This is a genomic window from Thermococcus cleftensis (assembly GCF_000265525.1).
In the GTDB taxonomy this organism is placed as follows: domain Archaea; phylum Methanobacteriota_B; class Thermococci; order Thermococcales; family Thermococcaceae; genus Thermococcus; species Thermococcus cleftensis.
On the sequence record NC_018015.1, the window covers coordinates 1,641,325 to 1,663,756 of the forward strand.

The 22,432-nt window shown below is 55.1% G+C and carries 18 protein-coding genes; 4 read left to right on the forward strand and 14 right to left on the reverse strand.

Features of this window, described 5'->3' with window-relative positions:
- Positions 1-267: 267 nt before the first annotated feature.
- From CL1_RS08905 to CL1_RS08950, 10 genes are all read right to left on the reverse strand, one after another.
- Positions 268-1,014 (reverse strand): PP2C family protein-serine/threonine phosphatase, encoded by a 747-nt coding sequence (locus CL1_RS08905; protein WP_014789551.1) that lies wholly within the window; start codon positions 1,012-1,014, stop codon positions 268-270.
- On the reverse strand, positions 1,014-2,372 hold the full coding sequence (locus CL1_RS08910) for a serine/threonine protein kinase (RefSeq protein ID WP_394295200.1): 1,359 nt from the start codon (positions 2,370-2,372) through the stop codon (positions 1,014-1,016). The genes CL1_RS08905 and CL1_RS08910 overlap by 1 nt, the downstream gene beginning before the upstream one ends.
- A gap of 97 nt (positions 2,373-2,469) precedes the next feature.
- Entirely contained in the window at positions 2,470-3,666 is a 1,197-nt protein-coding gene (locus tag CL1_RS08915) for an ATP-binding protein (protein ID WP_014789553.1), read from the reverse strand.
- A gap of 103 nt (positions 3,667-3,769) precedes the next feature.
- Positions 3,770-5,692 (reverse strand): serine/threonine-protein kinase, encoded by a 1,923-nt coding sequence (locus CL1_RS08920; protein WP_014789554.1) that lies wholly within the window; start codon positions 5,690-5,692, stop codon positions 3,770-3,772.
- A 22-nt stretch (positions 5,693-5,714) separates the two neighbouring features.
- The gene (locus CL1_RS08925) at positions 5,715-7,247 is read right to left on the reverse strand and encodes a serine/threonine-protein kinase (protein ID WP_237266244.1); all 1,533 of its coding nucleotides are present in this window, start codon (positions 7,245-7,247) and stop codon (positions 5,715-5,717) included.
- A gap of 59 nt (positions 7,248-7,306) precedes the next feature.
- A complete protein-coding gene (locus CL1_RS08930; protein WP_014789556.1) occupies positions 7,307-9,382 on the reverse strand; it encodes a PEGA domain-containing protein in 2,076 nt (691 codons plus the stop codon).
- Between the two features lie 93 nt (positions 9,383-9,475).
- Positions 9,476-10,090 carry an SNF7 family protein gene (locus tag CL1_RS08935; protein WP_014789557.1) on the reverse strand — a complete coding sequence of 205 codons (615 nt, stop codon included), beginning with the start codon at positions 10,088-10,090 and terminating at the stop codon, positions 9,476-9,478.
- Complete coding sequence (locus CL1_RS08940; protein ID WP_014789558.1) at positions 10,087-10,686, reverse strand: chromosome assembly protein; 600 nt, start codon at positions 10,684-10,686, stop codon at positions 10,087-10,089. The genes CL1_RS08935 and CL1_RS08940 overlap by 4 nt, the downstream gene beginning before the upstream one ends.
- A gap of 42 nt (positions 10,687-10,728) precedes the next feature.
- A complete protein-coding gene (locus tag CL1_RS08945; protein ID WP_014789559.1) occupies positions 10,729-12,576 on the reverse strand; it encodes a hypothetical protein in 1,848 nt (615 codons plus the stop codon).
- A 1-nt stretch (position 12,577) separates the two neighbouring features.
- Positions 12,578-13,093 (reverse strand): hypothetical protein, encoded by a 516-nt coding sequence (locus CL1_RS08950; RefSeq protein ID WP_014789560.1) that lies wholly within the window; start codon positions 13,091-13,093, stop codon positions 12,578-12,580.
- A 312-nt stretch (positions 13,094-13,405) separates the two neighbouring features.
- Here CL1_RS08950 and CL1_RS08955 point away from each other — a divergent pair, with 312 nt between their 5' ends.
- Complete coding sequence (locus CL1_RS08955; protein ID WP_014789561.1) at positions 13,406-14,539, forward strand: pentapeptide repeat-containing protein; 1,134 nt, start codon at positions 13,406-13,408, stop codon at positions 14,537-14,539.
- Positions 14,540-14,545: 6 nt separating this feature from the next.
- Here CL1_RS08955 and CL1_RS08960 read toward each other — a convergent pair whose 3' ends face one another.
- The 4 genes from CL1_RS08960 to CL1_RS08975 form a co-directional block, all read right to left on the reverse strand.
- Positions 14,546-15,826, reverse strand: a complete 1,281-nt coding sequence (locus CL1_RS08960; protein WP_052304119.1) for a serine/threonine protein kinase — start codon at positions 15,824-15,826, stop codon at positions 14,546-14,548.
- Positions 15,827-15,864: 38 nt separating this feature from the next.
- Positions 15,865-16,464 carry a hypothetical protein gene (locus CL1_RS10855; RefSeq protein ID WP_048152211.1) on the reverse strand — a complete coding sequence of 200 codons (600 nt, stop codon included), beginning with the start codon at positions 16,462-16,464 and terminating at the stop codon, positions 15,865-15,867.
- 291 nt (positions 16,465-16,755) lie between these two features.
- On the reverse strand, positions 16,756-17,070 hold the full coding sequence (locus tag CL1_RS08970; RefSeq protein ID WP_048152213.1) for a hypothetical protein: 315 nt from the start codon (positions 17,068-17,070) through the stop codon (positions 16,756-16,758).
- Positions 17,054-17,539: a hypothetical protein gene (locus tag CL1_RS08975; RefSeq protein ID WP_052304120.1), complete on the reverse strand. Its 486-nt coding sequence runs from the start codon at positions 17,537-17,539 to the stop codon at positions 17,054-17,056. Before CL1_RS08975 ends, CL1_RS08970 begins: the two co-directional genes overlap by 17 nt.
- A gap of 266 nt (positions 17,540-17,805) precedes the next feature.
- On the opposite strand from CL1_RS08975, the gene CL1_RS08980 reads away from it, so the two are divergent.
- The 3 genes from CL1_RS08980 (at position 17,806) to CL1_RS08990 (ending at position 21,900) form a co-directional block, all read left to right on the forward strand.
- Complete coding sequence (locus CL1_RS08980; RefSeq protein ID WP_014789562.1) at positions 17,806-19,014, forward strand: ATP-binding protein; 1,209 nt, start codon at positions 17,806-17,808, stop codon at positions 19,012-19,014.
- A gap of 85 nt (positions 19,015-19,099) precedes the next feature.
- Positions 19,100-20,995: a phosphoadenosine phosphosulfate reductase domain-containing protein gene (locus CL1_RS08985; protein ID WP_014789563.1), complete on the forward strand. Its 1,896-nt coding sequence runs from the start codon at positions 19,100-19,102 to the stop codon at positions 20,993-20,995.
- Positions 20,947-21,900 (forward strand): helix-turn-helix transcriptional regulator, encoded by a 954-nt coding sequence (locus CL1_RS08990; protein WP_014789564.1) that lies wholly within the window; start codon positions 20,947-20,949, stop codon positions 21,898-21,900. Before CL1_RS08985 ends, CL1_RS08990 begins: the two co-directional genes overlap by 49 nt.
- The last annotated feature ends 532 nt before the right edge of the window (positions 21,901-22,432 follow it).

Below are 22,432 nucleotides of genomic sequence, written 5' to 3' on the forward strand. Positions count from 1 at the left end.
ACGGGGCTATTTGTATCAACGTCATAAGTATGGCCCACTGGTTATCTGCGATAAATACAACAACTGCCAAAATGGAGTAGAGCCATTGCAGTTGATTCTTCATCTTCCGAACTCCCCCGCCCGCTTTTCGTACTTATCTATCCTCTATTATGACCAAACTTTAATACTCGGAATGTTTCTCTAAAGCCCGGTATTTTTGGAAATGTACTGTTCACGCTACCACCTATCCGATTACAGTGTTGAAGGATAAGATGTTTTTGGGCGTTTTTACCACCTCCAAACCATGACCGTCACGTTGTCCCTTGTGACCGGCAGGGCCTCTTCAATCAGCTTTTTCGCTATCTCCTCCGCGCTCCTGCCCTGCGAGGCTATCCCCACTATCCTGCCCTCGGCCACGTAGTCGTGCAGTCCGTCGGAGCTGAGCAGAAGAACGTCCCCGTGCCTCAGCTTCCATTCGTAGAAATCAACCTCAAACTTGGCCCCGAGGGCCCTCGTTATGATGTTCCGCATCGGGTGCCTCCTCGCTTCATCAGGGGTTATCTCACCTTTATCAACGAGCTCCTGGACGAGTGAGTGGTCCTTCGTCCTGGTGATGATTTTTCCATTCCTTATCAGGTACGCTCTGCTGTCCCCAGTGTTGGCTATGAGAACCCTTCCTGGGGAAACGAGGGCGGACACAAGGGTTGTCCCCATTCCCTTCCTCTCTCCTGTGGCGTTCTCCAATATTCTGGAGTGTGCCAGCTCGTACGCTTTCCTGAGCGTTATCAAGGTGAGATACCCTGGAGCGCCAGGTTCGTACTCCTGGAGAAGCGTCTCTTTCAGAACCTCAATTGCAATCCTGGAAGCCACCTCGCCGGAACTATGACCCCCAACCCCATCGGCCACCGCCAGGAGGTATGAGTCAGGCAGTTTCAGGATTAAGAAGTTATCCTCGTTGTTGTATCTTTCCCCAACGTGGCTTATGGCGGCCGCAAATGGGAGAAAAAGAACATCGGTATCTCCATTTACCTCCATCACCCCTCCACCTCCCTTTGCACCTTGTGGAGTAGGATTTTCAGCTCGTCCAGCGTGGACTTGCTTATCGGCACACTCTCCCGCATCATCAGCTCGAACTGGCCTATCGCGCCCTCGAGCTCCTCCCTATGGTTCCTTGAGAATGCCTTCAAATCTTCGAGCGCGTTGATCAGGCCAGCCTTGTCGTTGAGCTGAGCGTGGAGTAAAGCGTTCCTGCTCAGCTGTTCCACCAGCTGGCGCATAAGCTTCTTAAGCTCCCTGCTGTCGATTGTCATGCTCATCGTGGTTTTGGTCTTCTCGATTTCTTTCGCCAGCTTATTTCTCTCCCCGTCGAGCTTCTTCATCAGCTCAAGATCACGGAGGAACTCCTCAACGCTCTGGTAGCGCTCCTCCTTCCTCTTCGCGAGGAGCTTCTCGAAGATGCCGTCGTATTTAGCCAGAGCCTTGTTGAAGTGGCTCGGCGGTTTGGGTTTTACTGCCGGGTTTATCACCTTGGCCATGACCACCGCTGGAGAAGTTCCCTGATATGGAAGTTTCCCTGTGAGGAGCTCGTAGAATATCAGGCCGAGCTGGTAGATGTCTGTTCTGGCATCGGTGTGGCCGTAGGTCTCGTCATCGAGCTGTTCCGGGGCCGCGTAGAGGAGGGTTAATCCCTTCGTGGTTGTCGCGGTCGTTGATATGGCACCGACTTTAGCCAATCCCCAGTCAGTTATCTTCGGGGTTAAATTGCTCGTTATCAGGACGTTCTGGGGCTTCAGATCCCTATGGAAGACCTGTTTTGCGTGGGCGTGCTTGAGGCCCTCGGCAATGCCCCTGATGAAGTGGAGCGCCTTCTCCTCATCGACGGGCTTCGGGTACTTTCCTAGGTCCCTTATGACCTCGCCGTTAAGCTGGATTCCGTCAACGAATTCGATCTCGAGGTAGGGTAGAGGCTCGTCGAAGGTGTTGTAGAGCTTGACGATGTTCGGGTGATCAAGGAGGCGCCAGGCCCTGACCTCCTTGAGGAAGAACTTCTTGGCCTTCTCGTCCAGACGGGAGACCTTGAGGGCCATGACTTTGCCGTCCGATTTTCTCCTCACTTTGAACACTTTTGCAAAACCGCCCTCGCCGAGGAACTCAAGGGGCTCGTACTTGTCGAGGAGCTCGGGCGGGAAGCCGGGGAGTATACTGCGGATGTAGAGTTGATTTGTTTTCCGATTTTTCTTGTGTTCCGTTCTGGTTTTAGGAATGACATTCATCTTTTTAGATGCCCAGTACCCAGCTATTCCTATGGGATTCAGTGCTAAGAAACTCCACACAATCTTACGTAAGCGCCCTATGTCGTCTCGCCACATTATGTCTCTTAACGTTAACGCCATGGACAGCACTATTATCGTGCTTAAGACAATGTTGATGACAACACCAGTAACACTCAAAATGTATACCTCCTCCCAATGTGTATGGTCATTGAACCATTCATCCCCCAAACTCCTCCGCCCACTTCTCGTACCGCTCGATCTCCTTCCTCGTCAGCGGGGACTTGATCCTCTTGAAGGCCTCCTCGAAGTCCCTCATCTCAAGCGGCCTGGTCTTCAGGGAGCGCCTCCTGAGCTTCTCATACGGCAGTTCCGCCAGCTTGTGAAGGTCCCTGTTCTCCTCGCGTATCATGTGCCATATCGCCTCCTGACAGAGGTTCTTGAGGTCCCTTCCGGAGTAGAGCCTCCTGACACTCTCCTCCGCTATCGCGTCGAGGTCGAGCCTGCTTATGTCCAGTCCGCGGGTGTTGATCTTGATTATCTCCTTTGTGGCCTTCTCGTCAGGCAGGGGGACGTAGATCCTGCGCGGGAACCTCGACAGAACTGCCTCGTCAAGGTCCCAGGGGGTGTTGGTCGCCGCCAAAGTCAAGACCAGTATGTCGCTCTTCTTGTCCTGGAAGCCGTCCAGCTCCGTGAGGAGCGTCGAGAGCATCCTCCTGCTGGCCTCGCTCTGGTCACCGGAGCGCCTGGTCGTCAACGCGTCTATCTCGTCCATGAAGACTATGCTCGGGGCCTTTTCCCTGGCAACCTCGTAGAGGGCCGAGATTATCTTGGTGGACTCTCCGAAGTACTTGCTGAGGACGTTGCTGGCCTTAACGCTGAAGAAGGTTGCGTTCAGGCTTCCGGCCGCGGCGCTCGCGAGTAGCGTTTTGCCGGTTCCCGGCGGGCCGAAGAGCAGGATACCCTTCCAGGGCTGAATCGATTCGGGCCTCTGCAGGGCAGAGATGACGACCGTTTCCATCATCAGCATCTTGACCTCTTCCAGCCCGCCTATGTCATTCCACTTGACCTTGGACTTCGTTATCAGGTTCTCGACGTATTGCTTGAACTTGTCCTCCTCGCCGTCCTCCGTCCCGGCCTCCCTTCCGCTTCCACCTTCCTTCATCGGCCTGTGCTTCCTCTTTACTCCGTAGCGGCCGGCCTCAACGTCCCGTGCTATGGTTTCCCACTTCTTGGCCTTCTGCAGGTAGCTCTCGCGGTTGAACTCGTCGTACTTCGCGAGCTGCTTCAGTATCCTGGAGCATTCGAGAGCCTTTTTTCTGGCGGTTTCCTTGTCTCCCTTCTTTATCGCTTCCTCAAACTCTTTCTTGGCCTTCCTAAAGGCTGACATCAGGGGACCGGAAAGATCGACGGACATTTCAATCACCACCTGTTTTTGAATTGTGCCACATCAACCCCGAAAAACAAAACCTCCCGGGGGTTGCGAATTTTCAAACGTGGACTGTTAGGTGACTCCAACCTCACCTCGACACCTCCCTCTCGATCCTCAGTACTAGCGCCCTAACCTTCTCCTCGACTTCGGAACCTATCGGAATCCCCTCCTTCAGCAACATCTCTACTTGGACTATGGCGCTGAGTAAATCGTCGAGGTTCTCCCTCGTGTAGAACTTTAGGTCGTCCAGCGCCGCCAGCAGTTCTGCCTTATCGTTGAGCCTCGCCGCCAGAATCGCGACCTTGGCGGTCTTGCGGACGCTCTCGATCTTCAGCCTCTCGAACTCTTCCCGCGAGCGGCTTCTTCTCAACGCCAGGCCGGTTTTGATCAGCTCCCCTTTCTCCTTCTCCAGCTCCGCCAGGGATTCGAGGGCCTGGAGGAACTCCTTGATGCTCTGGTAGCGCTCCTCCTTCTTCTTCGCGAGCAGGCGCTCGAACATTCCGTCGAACTTCTTGAGCTCTTCCTTAATCTCGGAGACGGGCTTCGGCTTTGTGTAGAGGATTTTGCCGACGAGAGCACCGGGGGAGGTGGCCTTATACGGAAGCTCGCCGGTGAGGAGTTCGTAGAAGATTAAGCCCAGCTGGTAGATGTCGGTTCTTCCGTCTGGCTCGCCGTAGGTCTCCTCATCGAGCTGCTCCGGGGCCGCGTAGAGAGGGGAGTATCCGTAGTGCATGCTCAGCGAGCTCCTCGCGCTTATCTTGGCTAAACCCCAATCCGTTATCTTGGGTGTCAGGTCGGCCTTGAGGAGAACGTTGAGCGGCTTCAGGTCGAGGTGGTAGATGCCCTTTGAGTGTGCGTGGGCTAAACCCTCGGCGATGCCCGTGATTAGTTTAATTGCCACCCTCTCGGGAACGGGCTTCGGATAAGCTCCGAGGTCTCTGAAAAGCTCTCCATCGACCTCAACGCCCTCAACGAACTCCATTTCAATGTAGGGGAGAGGATAGACATTTGCTTCGTAGAGGGTCACTATGTTTGGATGATTGAGCTGATACCACGACGCCACCTCTTTAATGAAGAACTTGCCCGTCTTCTCGTCTATCCTCGGTATCTTGAGGGCGACGATTTTTCCGTCCTTTTTCCTTCTGGCCTTGTACACTTTCGCAAAGCCGCCCTCGCCGAGGAACTCAAGGGGCTCATAGTGGGGGAGAAGCTCGACCGGAAAACCTTTGATGTTTCCACTTCCCCTGTGAGCTCTCTGGAACGCGGAGGAAGTGTCGGGGAAATTTATGAGTCTCCGCGCCATTCCTCCAGGCTTTCTTTCCTCTACAATTGGCCCGCCCTTCAACCTTTCGAGTGCCTTGTTTATTCTGCTCACTATGAGCCGTGCTTCCTCCCCGCCAATCGTCTCGTGCCTTCTCTTGGCCTCCTCAAGGAGCCTTTGAACCTGGGCGCCGGTTATCTTGTAGGTTATCTTCCACTGCCCCCCGAGCCTTCCAACGCCTAAGTCCTCAGGGAAGACCTCCACGTACGCCTCTGGCAGAAACGAAGCGGAATACTCCTTTGGGGCGACGAGCGTGCCTAGGTACTCCTCACCGGAGAGAACCCGTGATATGTATTCCAAATGCCTGTCCTCCCAGTCGGCGGTTCTAAGGAGCTCCTCGAGGTCCCGTATAACCTCATCGGGGAGGAGGTTCCTGACCGGTACCCCTGTTGAGGCGTCGCTCGGGGGCCTTACGGCATCGCAGTAAAATCCAACGAAGTACCATCTGCCGTCGAGAGGGTTCATACTCACAAAGAGCACAATTCCCCTATGGAATCTTTTGGGCCTTTTGAGGATAACTCCGTAGTACTTGTCGGGCGAAAATCCCTCGTAGAAGTTCCACCACTCGTGAGCGTAGCCTGTTTGTCTGACGAACTCGAATCCGGATTCGTACTTTTTCCTAAACGCTTCCCAGTCGAAACCTTTCCAGCGGTTGAAGGACCAGTTTATCTTGGCCACGAGTTTGTCCAAACGATTCACCCCCTCAGAGCAGTTAAATTCCATTAATCGCGTGAACAACAACCTCCGCCCGCTCTACTATCTCCCCCGGAACTGGCAGGCCTTCCTCAACCCTGGCTTCGAGTCCCTTTATCAGGCCCTCCAGCTCCTCCCTAGCCTTTCCTCTGGCGTACCTCCTGAGGGAGAGAGCGTACTTGAGGACCTCCTTGGCATCGCCGAGCCTCAGGTGAAGGAGGAGCAGCTGGCCGGCGTAGTATGCCGAGCGTGAAAAGTCCGTGCTCCTCTCAAGCTCCCTCCGGTACTTCCCACCGAGAATCTCCGCCAGATCCCTCTGCAGCTCAGCAACCGACTGATAGCGCTCCTCCTTCCTCTTGGCAAGGCATCTCATTATTATCGGCTCGAGGGGCTTTGCATCGGGGTTCAGCTCGCTTGGGGGAACGGGATTCTCCATCGTTATCTTTCCGGCGACCTCGACGAAGTCCTCACCGTCGAAGGGCACCCTTCCGGTCGCGAGCTCGTACATGAGAACGCCGAGTTGCCATATATCGGTCCTCTCATCGGTTCTGCCGAAGCGTTTGCTTATCTGCTCCGGAGCGGCGTAGAGGGGGGTGAAGGTAGCTGTGGTTGTTCTGCTCTCTGTCAGAATCTTGCTGAGCCCCCAGTCGCTTATCTTTGGCGTGCCGTCCTTCAGGAGGACGTTGCTCGGCTTTATGTCCCTGTGAATTACTCCCCGCTCGTGGGCGTACTTCAGGCCCTCGCAGACGTCAAAGGCTATCTCCGCCACCCTCTCAGGGGAAAGGGGCTTCTTGATGTTCCCCAGCGAGCCTTCGCAGTACTCCATCTCTATGTAGGGCACAGGAACGATGTTCGCCTCGTAAAGCTGGACTATGTTCCTGTGCCTCAGCCCGCTCCAGACGGCAACCTCGTGAAGGAACTGCCTTCCCGCTCCCTCGGAAAGGCTGTGGGGAACCTTAAGCGCTACCACCGAGCCGTCCGGTTTCACGGCGCGGTAGACGATAGCAAAGCCGCCGGAACCGATTGGCTCCACCGAGGAGTACATCGATAGCAGTTTCTCCAGCCCGCCGGGCCCCGAGGGCAGGGGTTCGGGTTCCCCCCTGGGGAGCGGCTTAACCCTGAGCGTTAAGGGAACTCTCACCAGGTAGATTCCGGATTTCAGCCCTGCGCGGGCTTTTATCTCGCCGACTTTCCGCGGAATGAACCTCACGAAGGTTGATTTGACCTCACCAGGCGCTAGCGAGAGGTCTATCCTTCCCGGGGACGCCTTTCCATACTCCGCAAGCTCGTCCAGCCTTATCGTGACGGTCAGGGGACGGCTTGAGACGTTCCTCATTCCGATCCGGAGGAGGGCCTCGACGCCTTCGTTCAGCTCTGGAGGTGCTTCAAAGATGAAGCCCTCACGGAGAACCCTTCTGATGTCCTGCCTTCTTGGAGGCATCTTTACGGCCGGCGGCCGCTTGGGGGCGGTGCCTCCCTCGAGCAGGCGGATTATCGTGGGCAGGAAGATGAACAGGGCCAGGACTAGTCCAAACTTGCCCAGGAAGTACACGAGGAATATGGAAATAAAAAGACGACGAACGAAATCCGCCTCCCGGGAGCGTGGGTGCATTACCTCCTCACCCTCCGGTGGAGCAGTGCCGGAAGCAGTGCGGGAATAGCGAAGAGCCCTGGCCCGCAGATGCCACCGCCGCCCTCCTTGGTCTGCGTCTCGGTCTCAACATCGCCGAAGTTGCCCATTTCAAACTCCTTCAGCTTCTCCTCGCTCAGTCCTCCGGTTCTTGCCTGGGCCAGTATCTCGCTGAGTGCCTTCTCCCCGTTCTTGCCCACGTTTTCCAGTGCAGCCCTTGCATTCTCCGCCAGCTCCTTCGCACCCTTCACGTCACCGTCCTTGAACTTCCCGGCCGAGTCGAGGAGTGGATCAACGTAGTTCCAGAGGCGGACGTCCTTCCTCCAGTACTCGTCCACGACCGCCGCGGCTCCATCAGCCGCATCGAACAGCTCCTTCTGCTCTCCTTCCAGCTTTCCGCTCATGGACACCGCCTTTCCGAGGGCGTCCTCCAAGTTCCCAGATTTGTAGCTCTCCTCAACGGGGCTTACGTCGATGCCCCCTTTCGACAGTATGGCCGTATCATACTGGACCCAGAACTCCCTGAATGCGGTTATCCACGCCTCAAGAGCCTTATCCCTCGCGGCCGCGTAGTTTCCGTTAAGGTATTCCTGCCTCGCCTTCTCAAGAATGGGCCCCGCGAGGTCCGCGCTGTATCCAAGCCCGTTCATCTTGTCAATCAGTTCCTCCGTTTTCTGAATGGCGTAGCTGGACACCTCGCGCAGGTAGCCCTCAGAGGGCTGGAAGTTGATCTCCTGGCCGCCGAGTCTGTATTTTTCCATCGATACCTGTGGGCTGGTGGTAGTGGTGGTGACCGTTCCGGTTGGGGTCTCTATCTCGGACCTCTTCTCCAGGGTCAGCGTCACCGTTTCGCTCTCTCCCAGATCCAGGGTAACGGTCGTTTCGTTCGAGTAGTAGCCCTCCATGCTCACCGTGATTTTGTATTTTCCTGGATTGATAGTCAGGCTGAGCGGCGACGTGCCCTTATAAACACCGTTTATGTAAACCTCGGCCCCGCTTGGGTTGGTCTTCACCGTGAGGACCGCGTAGTTGAAGTTGAAGAAGCCGAGCTTTTCTCCCCCTGCGGCCAGGTAATCGGCCTTTTCCGTCCCGGCCACGGAGTTCGTGTTGCCAAGGTCGTAGAAGTTCACAGATGAGCCGTCCTTTATCGTCAGTACCTCTACTCCTTTATCGGTCGCGATTCCGACGTAGTGGAGCGTGACCGCCAGGTTCTTGGGGACACCTCTGGTCGCCTTTGACCATTCAACGTTTCCGTTCCTGTCCGCCAGGTAAACCTTTCCGTCCGAGGTAAGGATCGCTATGTACTCCCCGTCCGGGGTGAACTCCAAGTCGATGACGTTTGGAACCGTCAGCTTATCGCGGAACGTCCCGTAGACGTCGAGTATCCAGACCCCGTCCTTTCCGCCGGCCGCTATCAGGGAGTTGTCCGGGCTTATTGCCAGGGCCTCGAAGTTCCTGTCGGCGCTGGAGTCGGCGTAGGGGTCGTACTTCCACCCTTCGGTTCCATCGGCCCGGTAGTAGATGACCTTGTCCCCCGCTACGACTATTGCTTTGTCCGCGAATCCAACCGAGTAGCCGACCTCTGCCGCCATGGCAACCCCGCCTGTGGTCTGGGTTTCGGGAAAGCGCAGGAACGTCAGCTTTCCGGTGTATCTGTAGGCCTCAACGCTGAAGAGCGTCCCCACGACGAACCTGTCCCCCGAAGCGGCCAGGCTCTCTATCTTCCCCTTCGTGTCAGTGCTCCAGAGGAACTCTCCGCTGGAGGCGTTTATCACGTAGACGTCCTTCTCTCCTGCCCCCACCACGTACTTCATGTCCGGCGAAACCGCGAGGAGTTTGATGGCCTCAGGCAGTTCCGTGTGCCACACCTCGGTTCCGTTCCGGTCGAAGAGGTACACCCCATCTTCCACCCCTGCGAATATCGCCCTCCCGTCCGGGGATATGCACACCGAGTAAACTCCGATGCCCTTCGTCCAGGTGGGTGCAGCTGCAGTTGCTAGGGGGGACAGAAGGGCAAGTATCATGCCCAGGGCCACGATAAATCCTGCGTGCCTCATTGTTATCACCAGCTCTATCGGCTCATATCGACACCTCCGCTGATTATATCCAGGGTTGGCTGATTTGACGTTTTTAATCAAAAAACGCAAAAATCAAAGCTCTTCCAGCCAGTCCTCCTTCCTCTTTGTCCTCTCTTCACCGGTCACCTTCTCGGCGGCAGCGTCAGGCTCCAGCTCGCCCTCCTTTACAGCATGTATCGTCCTCATTATCTCCGCCAGCTCCTCGTCCTCCTCGAACTCAACGCCGGTCCCGATGGTCTGGTCGGTCATTCCGAGCATTCTGTTGAGGTTCTCGTTGAAGTTCTGGGCGTCGAGCTGCATCTCGGTAAGGTGGCTTTCGAGCTCCTCGGGCGACATTCTCTTCAACAGGTCCCAGGTGGGTGTGCCCCTGAGTATGCTCTCGTTCTCCTTGATTATCACGAGGTTGCTGATGAGCATCAGCTGCTTGTTGAGGGCCATGTGGGTCTTCTGGAGGTTCTTCTTGCGCTGGTTGAGGGTCTTTATCTTCGTCGCTATCGTCAGCTCCTCGCTCTTGGTTCTTGCCTTTTTGGCTTTTTCAAAGAGCCTCGCTATCTCCTGGTCTATCGAGGCTATCTCCTTCTCCACCTTCTCTATCTGGTACTCCAGCTTGATCTGGCTCTCCCTGAGCTTTGGAAGGGGTATGTCAAGGGGGTTCTTCTTTCCAAAAAAGCGGGAGAGGACGCTCATAGCTCCTCGTCCTCCTCGAGCCTGCGGTCTATGGAGACGACCTTCTCGGCGACGTCCTCAACGTCAGCCTCTCCTGCCTCGACCTGGCTCCAGGCCTTCATGAGCTCCCGCTCGGTCTGGTCCTCGGTCTCCTCGAACTCCGCAACCTCCATCTCGAAGACCCTGTTGAGGCTGTCCACCATCTCGTCGAACTCCTTGCCGTCGAGGTTTATCTTTATCAGCGCCTGCTCCAGCTCCTCCGGCTCGACGCTGTTGAGCTTCTCCCAGACCCCGGTCTTCCTCAGCTCCTTCTCGTATTTCTTCACGATTATCAGATTCTTTATGAGGGTGTACTGCTTCTGGGCAGTGGTGAAGTCCTTGAGCTTGAGCTTCTGCTCCATGTCGAGGCTCTTGATTTCCTGGGCGAGCATCTTCTTCTTGAGCTTGTCAGCTCCGATTCCCTCCTGGAAGAGCTGCTTCTTCCTCTTTTCAATCTGGTTGATGTCCTTCTTGAGCCTCTCGAGCCTGTTCCTCAGCCTTATCTCCTCGGCCTGAAGCTCCCTCAGCGAGAGCTTTTCGATGGTGTTCTTCCTTCCAAACATATCACGTATTTTCATTTTTTCACACCTCCCACGGGAAGGAAAGATGAAACCGTCAAATCAGAGGAACCCCTCCTTGACGAGGACGTAGCCGACGCCCTCGACGAACTTGGTTATGTAGCCCTTCTCCTTTGACAGCTCGTGGAACGCCCTCTTCACGACCTCCTCGGCGAAGTGCTCCAGGGCCTCCTCCAGCCTCACGTAGCCCCTCATTATTATCTTCTCCTCCAGGAAGTCCTTGACCTTGGCGAGAAGCTCCTCGTCCCTCTCAAGGCGGAGCATCGGCTCGAAGGCTCTAGCATATTCGTCGTGCGGGTTGTATATCAGCTCGCCGCTCTCAAGGTCGAGCAGGGCTAAAGAGACGTTCTCGGATATGAAGTTCCTGTGGAAGTCGCCCGAATTGACGTAGTTTGCTATCCTCCTCTCGAAGCCCGTTGGGGAGGCAACGAGGAGGACGATGCGGCCGTTCTTGGCCTCATCACGGGCATCAACCAGGAGCGCGTTGATATCTGCCAGCTCGAGGGGGTCGGTGTCGAAGCCGACCTCGGCGTAGCGCTCGGACCTTCCATAGAAGAGCGCCTTTACGGTTATCTCCTCCTTCTTTCCGAGGAGCTTCTTCTCCTTGAGCCTGACCTCCACCAGTCTGTTGTCGGGGACGTTCTTGAGGTCCCTCTCGCTCAGCTTTCCTGCGTAGGCGCTCTTGTCGAAGGTCTTCCTCTCCTCGACGGACTCCACCTTGAAGGTCCTGCCCAGGAGCTTCACCTCGTCCCTGAACTTGCTCCTTATCCTCCCGACGAAGTTCATCTCGAGCATTCTCGCCTCGTCGAGCCTGACGAAGCGCGAGCCCTTCTCGACCTTGCCGGCCAGGCTCATTACCTCCTTTATCCGCCTGGTCACCTCGTCCTCCTTTTCCTTCAGCTCAAGCTCCCTCTTCCTGAGTTCCATTTCCTTTTCCTTGAGCTCAAGCTCCTTCCTCCTTATCTCGGCCTCCATGGCTTCAATGCTAGCCATCATTTCCCTCTGCATTCTGTCGAGCTCTGCCTCGAGGGTTCTCCTTGCCTCCTCGTCCTTCATTCTGCTTATCTCCTCGATGAGCCTCTGCCTCTCCTCCTCGAACTGTCTTCTCATCTCCTCCTTCTCCTGAATGAGCCTCGATATCTCGGCTTCCTTCGCGGTTTCAAGCCTTCTCCTGAGCTCTTCTTTCTCCCTCTCGAAGTTCCTGCGCATATCCTCCATCTGTCTCCTCAGCTCCTCCATCTCCCGCTCTTTAGCTTCTAGTCTTCTCTGGTACGTTCTCTCCACTGCCTGCGTCTCCTCTCCGGCCATCGTGAGGAAGTCCCTGAACCAGTCGAAGCGCATCGTCGCCTCGGCTATGGCCGCGTTTATCTTGCTCTTGTAGGAGTCCCACTTGGTCTTGAGGAACCCCCTCAGGGGAAGCTTTATCGAGGGGTCGTTGAGGGCATCGTCAATCCACCTGTCCACGCCGTGGTAGTACTCCCTGAGGAGGCCAAGGACGTTGTTATCCCTGTGCATTATCTTCTTCATTATGTCCTCCTTGGAGTATATCTCGAAGACGTTGTAGCGTAGAACCCTCTCGAGGGCCTCCAGCTCCCTGTCCCTGTACCTCCTGCTCGCCGGCAGGTAGGTTTCCCCGTTCTGCCTGAAGCTCCAGGCGAGTATGGCCAAAGCTCCCTCGAACTTGCCCCGGAAGTGCATGTCGAGGTCCTTCAGGAACTCGCCGCACTCCCCGTCGAGGTAGCGGTCGTAGTTCTCCTCTATCTGGAGCCAGAGCCTTTCCCTTCTGGAGAAGCTCTCCACGCCGATGTCGAGGCCCTCCTTCAGGACGCGCTCGGCAGGCTTCAAAAGCTCCTTAACACAGTCGGTTCGTCCTTCCTCAAATACCCCCATCTCAACCACCCGCGAAGAGCTTAAGCTCTTCATCTATCCTTTCGGCGAGAAAATCAACGGCATCGCCGTAGCCTTCAATCTCCAGGGTTACCTTTGTCCTTCCGTTTCCTTCGATGGTGGCCCTTATGGTGGCCCTTCCCTTTCTGGTGTACACGCTGTAAACCTTCGCCTCGTTTTCTGAGTGGGAATAGCCGGCGTTCATCTTGGAGAGCAGGTAGTCGATGAACCTCTCGACGACCTTCCTCTCCTCGCCGATGGTGTATTCAAGGGTCCTCCTCTTTGCCCTGACCCTGTTCTCGACCCTCTTTGCGCTGTACACCTCGACCTTCTCCTCGGCGTTGCCCTCAAGCCTCGAGAAAAGCTCCTCCAGGAACTCCTGGGGCTCGTCCGTTTCGATGTAGAAAACCACCCCTCTGGGCTTTTTCACGGTGGCTCGTGAGGACCATTTGTCCAGAAGATAGTCTATGCGCTTTCTCTCGGCATCGTTATCGTACGTGACGAAGATTATGTAGCCCATACGCACCACTGCGATGGATTAGTCGTTCATCTTATTTAAAGTTTTCTCCGATTTGGAGGATACTCTGTGCCTCTGTAATGCCCTTGACTGGATTTAGCTGGCTCATTCATAACGAAGTTTTACCGTGTTTGGCGGACCGCTGGAACCTCCCGTGGTGATGTTGCGTTTCCCAGACGTTAGGGCGTTATGGAATAAATGGTTTTCGCCCCATGAAAAGTTCAACCGTTATCGTGTCCCAAAACAAATAAATACGTTCCGAGAGATATAAAACCGCCCTTCGCACTCCACCCACAGCTTTCCGGGCTGGTGTCCATGAGGTGCGTCCACAGCTACCGCCACAACCCCATCAAGGAGTGCCCCCGAGAGGCGGCAGAGGATTCGGCATTCTGCCCGTTCCATGAGCCGGTTGGGGGAAAGGACTTTGAGAGGGCTGACCTCTCTGGCGAGGATCTGGAGGAGGCCTACCTCTCGGGCGCCAACCTGAGAAAGGCCAACCTCGAGGGGGGCAACCTCCGCCACGCCGACCTCAGCGATGCCGACCTCTCCCACGCCAACCTCGCCTGGGCACACCTGGAGGGCTCGGATCTAAGCGGCGCCAACCTCTCCCACGCCAGCCTGAGCAGTTCCCGCCTCGAGGGCGCTGACTTAAGCGGAGCGAAACTCATTCACGCCGACCTTTCCCTCGCGAGCCTTGAGAACGCCACCCTTGCCAGCGCTGACCTCCAGGGTGCGGAGCTCTACGGGGCAAACCTGAGCGGGGCGAACCTCTTCAGCGCGGACTTCAGGGGTGCGAAACTCTACGGAGTCTCCTTAACCGGCGCCAAGAACCTGCGCTACGCGAGGTTCGACGAGATCGTCGTTGAGGAAGTCATCGGCGACCGGCTCGCTCGGCAGGGTAAGTATTCGGAAGCCCTCGAATCGTACAACCGGGCGATAGACGTCTACCTCCTCCTCAAGAAGCTCTTCGCGGAACAGGGAATATACGAGGCCGCGAGCAGGTACTCCATAGGCGAGTGGCGCGTTCGCGGGAAGATTCAAAGACTGGCCCACAAAGCCCTGGGACGGGCGCACGTCGAGGCGTTTCTTCCGCTTACGGCGAGGTTCAGGAAGAGGTGGCTGGCGTTTCTTGAGGGCCACCTCCGCTGGCTCGCCAACCGCTTTCTCTGGTACATCTCCAGCTACGGTGAGAGTCCCTGGCGGGTCTTCCTGACAACGGTGGGGGTTATACTCGCCTACGCCGCCCTTTACAGCCATCTCGGCGCGGTTGAGGGAGCGGGAAGCTTCGCGGAGAACCTCTACTTCAGCGTGGTCACCTTCACAACCGTCGGCTACGGCGACTACGTTCCAAAGCCCGGCTACCACCTCTTAGCCGTGAGTGAGGCCTTTCTTGGAGCGTTTATGATGGCCTTCTTTGTCGTCGTGCTGAGCAGGAGGGTGATAAGGTAAAAGAAGTCAGACCTTTTCAAATCCCACCCTTATCTTGTGCACTATTATCTCGGCCTTCTCCACGAGTTCCTGCGGAATGTTGAGGTTTTCCTCAAGCCTGAACTTGACCTGCTCGGCAAGCTTTTGAACTTCTTCCTTAAGTTCGCCCTTAACGTAGAATGCCAAATCGCTCGCGTACTTGTAGGCCTCTCCGGCGTTGTTGGTCTTCAGGTTGATGAGGAGAAGCTCCGTCAGGTAGTATTTTGCCCTCCCAACGTCGCCGAGGGTCTTGCTCTCCTTCAGGCTCTCCGAGTAAGTCATGTTCAGGACTCCTGCTAAATCACGCTGGAGCTCTTCGATGGACTGATAGCGCTCTTCCCTCCTCTTGGCGAGCATTCTCATGATTATCGGCTCTACCTCCTTTGCCGCCGGGTTCAACTGGCTCGGCGGAACGGGGTCGTCCTTCAGGATTCCCATCATCACCTGGCTCAGCGTGCCTTCGAAGGGAAGTTTGCCGGTGACCAACTCGTAGAAGATAACGCCGAGCTGGTAGATGTCGGTTCTCTCGTCCGTGTGCCCGTACTTTTTATCAATCTGCTCCGGGGCGGCGTAGTATGGGGTGAAGCTTGCCGTGGTCGTCGCGCTCGTGCTCTCCTCTAAAACCTTGCTCAGCCCCCAGTCTGAGATCTTTGGTAAACCGTTCTTCAACAGAATGTTGCTCGGTTTTAAGTCCCTGTGGACAATCTTTTTTCCGTGAGCATACTTCAAAGCCTCGGCGATGTTGAAGACGATTAAGGCGGCCTCATCAACCGGCAGGGGCTTCTGGAGTCTCGCGAGTGAGCTCTCGCAGTACTCCATTTCAAGGTATGGAACGGGAAGGACGTTCACGTCGTAGAGTTCGACGATGTTCGGGTGCTTGAGGTGCAGCCAGTTGGTAATTTCTCTTACAAAAGCCCTGCCAACTGCCGGATCAAGAGTCTTCGGGATTTTAACGGCCACGATTTTGCCGTCCTTTCTCTTCGCCTTGTAAACCCTCGCGAAACCGCCCTCGCCGATGTACTGGAAGTCCGAGTAGAACTCTTGGAGAGCCTCAGCTGGGTTGAGGATTGGGGTTCTCCCAAGGGCCGAGGGGGTCACCGCTGCCGCGCCCATCTTGGCCGTCTTAGTGACCTTGACTGGCACGGTCTTCGTGAAGGAGCCTTTGTCGGAGTTTACGTTGATGATGAAGTCGAAGTCGCCAATGAACTTGGGCTTCACGGTGATGCTATCGCCTATCGTCCTGCTGGGCTTGACGCGTGGGAAGTTCACCTTCTCCTCGCTCAGCTCGAAGTAGTCGGAGTTTTCGCTCAGGTCGACGGTAAGGGAGATGCCCTCAGAAAAGCGGTTGGTGACGAGTATGGAAACTCGCTCTCGGCCTTGTGGGGCATCTCGGTTGGAACGTCGAGCTTGAGACTCTCCTTCAGAAGTTCGAGCCTCTGCTTCTCCTCCGTGAGCTTAATCTTTTCTTCAATCTTTGAAGTGTCGGTGTTCAATGCCCTTGCAATGCTTAACGCCTCACTGTAAAGCCTGAGCGCTTCAGTGTAATTGCCGCCTTCAAAAGCCGAGTCCCCTTTGGCGATGAGATTCTCCATTCTCATTTTAAGGGAGTCGAGCTTCTCCTCTAATTTTCCCTCAACGTTGATGGATTTGGCAATGGTGAAAGCTTCATTAAGAACTCTTACTGCCTCGCTGTATTCTCTCCTCTCCATCAACTCGTCGGCTTTTGCAAGAAGCTCATTAAGCCTTGAAGCCTGCGTCTCTCTGTTCTCCAAAGCTTTAGCACGCTCGATTTTCTCTTTTACAATTTTAGATTTCCCAAGAACCTCGGCCAACAGTAATGCGGATTCGTAAGTTTTGATGGCCTCATCGAACTTCTTCTCGGAGAGTAGTTCATCGCCTTTGGACATGATGGCGGCAAGCTCACCCTCGGCTTCCTCCAGGATTTTTTGAGCTTTCTCTCCGATTCCTTTGATATCCCCGGCGAGCTCAAGTGCTTTCCTTGCATTTTCAGCGGCTTTCTCACGAGGGGCGTTTTCGGACTGTCTTAATAATCTCAGTGCTCTCTTGATATCAAAGATTTTTTATTGAGTGCCCTAACCTCTGGAAGACGATTCAGAGCCAGAGCCAGTTCATTAAGCTTGACGAGGGCACTTGATGCTTTGTCTAGTTCAAGCCTGCTAACGAGGTTTTCAATCCGCTTAACCTCTTCTGTAAAGTATTTCCCAATCTCTATGATTTTTCCTCAGCGAGGGCAGCTTTTTTGGATGATCTACTTTTAGGGCTAAATTATAGGCCTCCCTATATTTGGCCAGTGCATTCAAATAATTCCTCCTCTTCAAAGCGTTCTCGGCCTCATCGAGTAAGGAGTCAACTTTAATTCCATCTCCAAGTTTTCTGATCTCAGTATCATTGCCCAAAGTCTCGGCCAGTGGAAGAAGTCTGTCGAGCTCGTCAATGGCTTTTAGGTACCATCCTCTACTTGCGAGTCCCTTGGCCTCAGAAAACATCGCCATTTGGAGCAATGGCAATCGAGTTAGCATAATCATTTTTGCTTCCGCCATATGTTTTCTGCCAATTCACATTACCATTCTCATCCAAACGAAGGACCCAGACATTAGCTTCAGAACCAAATAAATCTCTAGCTCCATAGTAGCCTGCCACTATAATATCTCCATTCAAAGCAATAGCAACTGAGGTAGCTATATCATAGTCAGAGCCGCTGTAAGTTTTCTGCCATTTCACGTTCCCATTCTTATCCAACCTGAAAACCCAAACGTCCTTTTTGCCAGCGCTGAAGCTTTTAGTGATGCCTGCGACTATAATATCACCATTATCTGCAACAACAACCGCGTAAGCCACATCATCACCGCTCCCGCCGTAACTCTTAACCCACAACGGCCCGGGGCTTTCCTCCGCTTTGGCCAGGGGTAAAATCATTGCGAGAATCAGGAGCGCGATTAGGAACACCGATGCCCTCTTCATAGCACCACCCGTCTTACTATGGCGTCGGAGAATAAGAGGGTTTCGGCTCTGCTGTTTGGAGCGGGTGGCCATAACTTGCGGTGCCCTTGGAGTTTTATACTCCGTAAGTATTATACCCGTCAAACATAAATTGAAAATCCCGAATTGTCGATCGGTAACCGGCCGGTCTTTATAAATATGTGGCGATTGCCATTAGGCAAGACTTTATAAACCCTTGCCGAACTGCGTTCCGCAAGGTATATAAGCAAAGACGCCCATCAAATACCATGTTCGACCTTGAGGAGTACAACCCCTGGTGGGTTCACGAGGAAGACCCGGACGTCGAGGAGTGGAGGGACTTAGAGTACCGCTACGTCCCCTCGTGGATAGGTGAACTCTCGCTCGAACCCTTCTCGGTGAACTTCCTCGTTGGACCGAGAAGGGTCGGCAAAACCCTCGGGGTGAAGCTCCTCATAAACAAACTCCTCAGGGGAAGAGAAAACCCCTACGAAATCTTCTACTACGACTGCACGATGCTCGACGACCAGAACGACCTCTCTGCTGTTCTCAAGACTTACCTGAAGCTCAGAGAGGCCAAAGGGATAAAAAGCTCCCTCATCTTCCTCGACGAGGTTACCTCAGTCCGGAACTGGTGGAAGGCCATCATCGACCTCATAAACCGGAAGAAGCTTAAGAATGACGTGGTCACGGTGATGGGCTCCGTCTCGGTCAACCTCGACAGGGCAGTTGGATACTTCTCCGGGAGGAGAGGTAACGGTAAAGTTCTTGAAATAATGCCCCTCGGCTTCAGGGACTACTACCGCCTTCTGACGGGCGTTGATGACTACTTCGAAGGAAAGGGCCAGGACGCCTTCGAAAGCTACCTTAAAACCGGCGGCTACGCGGCTTACCTGAACAAAAGGATCCGGAAGAGCGACATAGTGGGCGCACTGAAGGCCGACCTCAGGAGCCTGGAGAGAGAAAAGGATCCAGAAATCGCGAGGGAGATCTTGGGGGCGATCATATCCAAGGCGCCAAGTCCCCTCTCGTACCGCGAGCTCGGTGAAGATGCCGGCGTCAACAGGGACACCGTGAGGAGCTACATATCGGTTCTCTCCGAGCTTAAGGTACTTCTGGAAATACCCTTCTCCCAGTGGGGGAAGGAAGTCGTCCCAAAGAAGAACCGGAAGTTTGCAATCAGGGACCCGTTGATGGCAAGGGCGTTTGCAGAGTGGAGCCGCGTTAAGATTGATGAATCGGTTCTCTACGAGTGGACCGTCCAAGAGCACCTCTACCGGAGGTTCAGGAAGGTGTATTACTTCCGGAGCGACAACTACGAGATAGATGCCGTTGTGCCGGGCATGAGAGTTGAGGTGAAGTCCGGGAAAGCAGGAGGCAGGTATCCAAGAGATGTCATCGTGCTCGGTGGAAATGAAGTCCCACAGTTCCTCTATGGAATAGAGTACAGCCACGTCATTGAGTACGGTGAGGTCTAGTCACAGAGTTTTCTCTTTGCCTAACTCAATCCCCGACCAATCGCCTTTATAAACCCCCGCTCCCTTCTTGCCCCAGGTGAGAGAGATGGGAAGGCCGGTCTACCTCGGCAGGGCTTACATAAACTGGTGCGAGAAGTGCAACGTCCCGCTCATCGGTGACAGCTGCGCCCTCCACGGGAAGGAGAGCGTTTTCAGGCTCAACATCACCCCTCCCGGCGACCTGCGCTTCGCCTTCAAGAGGGACATTGAGCTGATCCGCTCGATATTCCAGGAGCACTACGGCGTCGACGTGGGCGAGATTTTCGATGGCAAGATCGTCCTCCTCAACAAGACGCCCGGAGAAGATGACTCCTACGAGATAATCCTCGACGGCTACGTCTTCGGCTGGATACGCTTCGACCCGCTGGAGCTGAAGTGGAAACCCGGCCTGAAGGTCGAGGGAGCAACTGCCCTCTGGAAGCGCTTCGGGAAGGCGATGAAGAAGTGGATAGTCGTCGATGATGGTGCCATAGAGCCGATCCTTAACGGCTCCAACCTCCTGCCCGTTGGTATAATCGAGGCCGAGCAGAGCATAAGGAGAAACGACGACGTAATACTGGTCTCCGAGAGCGGTGAGGTCATCGCAACGGGCATAGCGAAGAAGGATTACTCTGGACTCACCAGCAGGGAGCGCGGAACCGGCGTCAAGGTGAGGAGGCAGAGAAGCATCAACTACCGCGAGGGAAGGAAGGCCACCATGGAGGACGTGCTGAGGGCCAACTCCATCGAGCTTGAGAGGAAGGTGATGGAAGCGAGGCGCTTCATGAGGAAGGTCTCCACCCGCTACTCCGACCTCCCGATAGCCGTTGCCTTCTCGGGCGGGAAGGACAGCTTGGCCGTTCTTGGTCTGGCGCTGGAGGAGTTCGGCGACGAGGGTTTCACCGTCTTCTTCAACAACACGGGCATAGAGTTCCCGGAAACGCTTGAATACGTCGAGGAGCTGAGGAGGGAGCTTGAGCCAAAGGGGATTAAGTTCATAGTTGCCGATGCCGGCGACGCTTTCTGGCGCGCCCTTCACGTCTTTTCCCCGCCGGGCAGGGACTACCGCTGGTGCTGTAAGGTCACCAAGCTCGGCCCGATAACTCTATCCATCAAGGAGAACTACCCGAAGGGCGTCCTCATGTTCGTCGGCCAGAGGAAGTACGAGAGCATAAAGAGGTTCAAGCAGCCGAGGGTCTGGAAGAACCCCTGGGTGCCGAACGAGACAGGGGCATCGCCGATATTCCACTGGCGCGCGCTGGAGGTCTGGCTCTACATCTTCAGCAGGAACCTTAAGTACAATCCGCTCTACGAGGACAGGCTTGACAGAATAGGCTGTTTCCTCTGCCCGAGCGCCTCCCTGGCTGAGATATACACCCTCAAGGAGGAGAAACCCGAGCTGTGGGCCAAGTGGGAGGGCGAACTCAAGCGCTGGCAGAAACGCTTTGGAATGCCCGACGAGTGGATAACCTACGGCTTCTGGCGGTGGAAGAAGCTGAGCAAGGGCGAGAAGGCGATAGCGAGGGAGCTGGGCGTCGAGATACTGGAGGAGCGCTCGTGGGAGCCAGTAAAGTATTCAATGGTGGAGAACGATGACGGCACTTTCACCGTCCGCTTCAACACCATCGTGAACCTGGAGAGAATCAGGGAAGTCGCCCCGATCCTCGGCGAGGTTGAGGAAGGCGAAAACTACATAAGGGCTGGAAAGGTTACATTCAGACCGGACGGGGCTTACACGGACGACTTCAACGAGGGAGTGCAGGCCTATTACCTCGTCAAGAGGGCCTACGAGTGCGTTGGCTGCGGCGTCTGCGTCGGCAAGTGCCCCGAGAATGCCCTCAGCATTGACCCGAGGAGCAAGAAAATCCTCGTGAACCCCGAGCTCTGCACCCACTGCAGGGAGTGTATGGACGTATGCCCGCTCCTGAAAATCAAAAACCCGGAGGAAGGAAGCCAGCTCTAATCGGGCTAGTCCTTTCTCTTCTCGTCCTCCTTGTCCTTCCGACGGCGGGGGCGCAGGACTACAGCTACGAGATAAACGCCTACGCCGTCTATTTTGATGTCGTCTCCCCAGATAACGTCCAGGAGACGGTGGAGATAGACCTAACTGCCCACACTAACCTCAGCGGGTACGTCATATACACCGACTACCCCGTCGAGAACCCCCACGCGGTCATCGAGCTTGAAACCGGGGTGCAGGCCATAAACGTCACCGTTCGGGAGGTCCTCGGCGGGACGAACGCGATTTACATGTCCTTCCCAACCCTCGGCCCAGGCGAGAGCGCGAGGATACGGCTGACTTTCACCACAAGAGGAATGATAACCGAGAGCGACGGCAAGGAGCAGTTCACCTACTACGTTCGCTTCAGCCAGCCTGTTGGGCTGTTCCACGTGCAGCTCGTCGTTCCGAGGGGCTACGCCGTGCTGTCCCCAATCATACCCTCCCCCGACAAGGTGGAGAGCTCCACCGAGAGGCTTCTCCTGGAGTGGACCAGGCGCGATATTCGCCCGGGCGACGAGTTCTACTTCATAGTTGGATTCTCCGGTGAGATGGCTGTTCCTTCAAGTCCATCGCCGCTTCTTTACGCTGGAGTCTTCCTGGCCGGCCTGCTGGTGGGCGGCGGCTCCGTTTACGGCTATATCCTTTACCGCGAGAAGAAGCGCGAGGAGGAGAAGACCCACCTGCGGAGCGACGAGGAGAAGATACTCGCCCTGCTGAAGGAGGGCCCGGTTCTCCAGAGTGAACTCGCCGATAAGCTCGGCGTTTCAAAGGCAAAGGTCAGCATAATCCTCCGCGAGATGGAGGAGAAGGGCCTCATCACGCGCGTGAAGGAGGGAAGGACCTACAGGGTCTTCCTGAGGGAGTGAGGCAGAACCGGTCAAGTTCATTTTACCAATGGTTAGAATATAGTACAGTCGAGTTTACATTTTCCTTTTGAAAGCCTTGTCCTTTAGGGCGGGTGAAGGTCAGCTGGCCCATACTGGATTTGCAAGCGTCTTGGGCGTTGAGGATATCTGCTACAGAGTCGAAAACATAGTGGCGGTGGAACTTATGAGGAGGGAGTACTACATAACTCTCGACGGAGGTTCAATACTGGGACGGTAGAAAGGACGGGGTTGATTTCGGGGTTTCGAAGGGGTTCAATGTTATTTACAGGTCAGTTACGACGTTGATGATCCTTGACAGGGAACCGCGAAATTAATGCCCTCATACGTGCCTCAGAGTCTTTGAAGTGTAAAAAACTGACCGTTGTGACATGGATTACGAAGACGTTCGCCAGATTGAGGGAAAGACCGTTAGGTTCGTTCCCCTCTGGCGCTGGCTTCTCGGGAAACCATTTTTTACTACTTAATTTTGTGCATATATAACGATGCCTCAAATTTGTACGCTGGTAACTAT